The sequence below is a fragment of the Megamonas sp. Calf98-2 genome (assembly GCF_900110235.1).
GTDB lineage: Bacteria > Bacillota > Negativicutes > Selenomonadales > Selenomonadaceae > Megamonas > Megamonas funiformis.
Map to the genome: position 1 here is coordinate 1 of NZ_FOCY01000066.1, position 1,531 is coordinate 1,531.

The following is a 1,531-nucleotide window of genomic DNA, read 5'->3' on the forward strand; positions in this document are numbered from 1 at the left end:
CTACCACCTTCGACACGCACATCCATTCGCGTGCTCAAGCTACCTTCTGTGTCACTCCATTGCTCAAACGATTTGAAGCGGTACAGGAATATTAACCTGTTGTCCATCGCCTATGCTTTTTGCCTCGGCTTAGGTCCCGACTTACCCTGAGTCGACGAGCGTTGCTCAGGAAACCTTAGGCTTTCGGTGGAACAGATTCTCACTGTTCTTTTCGCTACTCATACCGGCATTCTCTCTTGTATATCCTCCAGCGCTCCTTCCGGTACACCTTCAGTCGGATATACAACGCTCCCCTACCCAGAATTATAAATCCTGCCGCGACTTCGGTTCTGTACTTGAGCCCCGGACATCTTCGGCGCAAGGCCTCTCGACCAGTGAGCTATTACGCACTCTTTTAATGGTGGCTGCTTCTAAGCCAACATCCTGGTTGTTTATGAAGTCTTACATCCTTTTCCACTTAGTACAGCATTGGGGACCTTAGTCGGCGGTCTGGGCTGTTTCCCTCTTGACTACGGGTCTTATCACTCGCAGTCTGACTCCCAGGGTCTTAATTATAGCCATTCGAAGTTTGACTAGGGTCGGTAGGCTTTACGCCCCCTTGCCAGATCAGTGCTCTACCGTCTATAATCTTCCCTGAGGCTAGCCCTAAAGCTATTTCGGGGAGTACCAGCTATCTCCGCGTTCGATTGGCATTTCACCCCTATCCACGGTTCATCCCAAAGTTTTTCAACACTCACGGGTTCGGTCCTCCACGCATTTTTACCTGCGCTTCAACCTGACCATGGATAGATCACTGCGGTTTCGGGTCTACACCATGTTACTAGTCGCCCTATTAAGACTCGCTTTCGCTTCGGCTCCGTGTCTCCCACTTAACCTCGCAACATAATGTAACTCGCCGGTTCATTCTTCAATAGGCACGCCGTCGCACTCTTAAGGTGCTTCGACTGCTTGTAGACATACGGTTTCAGGTTCTATTTCACTCCCCTCCCGGGGTTCTTTTCACCTTTCCCTCACGGTACTATGCGCTATCGGTCGCCAAGTAGTATTTTGCCTTGGAGGGTGGTCCCCCCTGCTTCCTGCAAGGTTTCACGTGTCTCGCAGTACTCTGGATACCAGCCCGATTGACTTCTTTTCGCCTACAGGTGTTTTACCTTCTGTGCATGGCCTTTCCAAACCATTCGACTAAGAAGTTTCCTCTTTTTGCCGGTCCTCAACCCCAGACAACCGAAGTTATCTGGTTTGGGCTCTTCCCCTTTCGCTCGCCGCTACTTAGGGAATCTCAATTGATTACTTTTCCTCTGGGTACTTAGATGTTTCAGTTCCCCAGGTCTGCCTCTTTCGTACCATCACATGACTGATGGTGGGTTGCCCCATTCGGATATGCATGGATCACAGGATGCTTGCTCCTACCCATGCCTTTTCGCAGCTTACCGCGTCCTTCATCGGCTCTTGGCGCCAAGGCATCCGCCGTATGCCCTTGTTCACTTAACTTACTTAAGGTCATTTGCGTTTGTCTTCGCTAATGTAATTT

At 50.3% G+C, this 1,531-nt stretch carries 1 rRNA gene; it reads right to left on the bottom strand.

The features are described from left to right. A 23S ribosomal RNA gene (locus BMX03_RS11020) occupies positions 1–1,491 on the bottom strand; the annotation flags it as partial. Between the last annotated feature and the right edge of the window lie 40 nt (positions 1,492–1,531).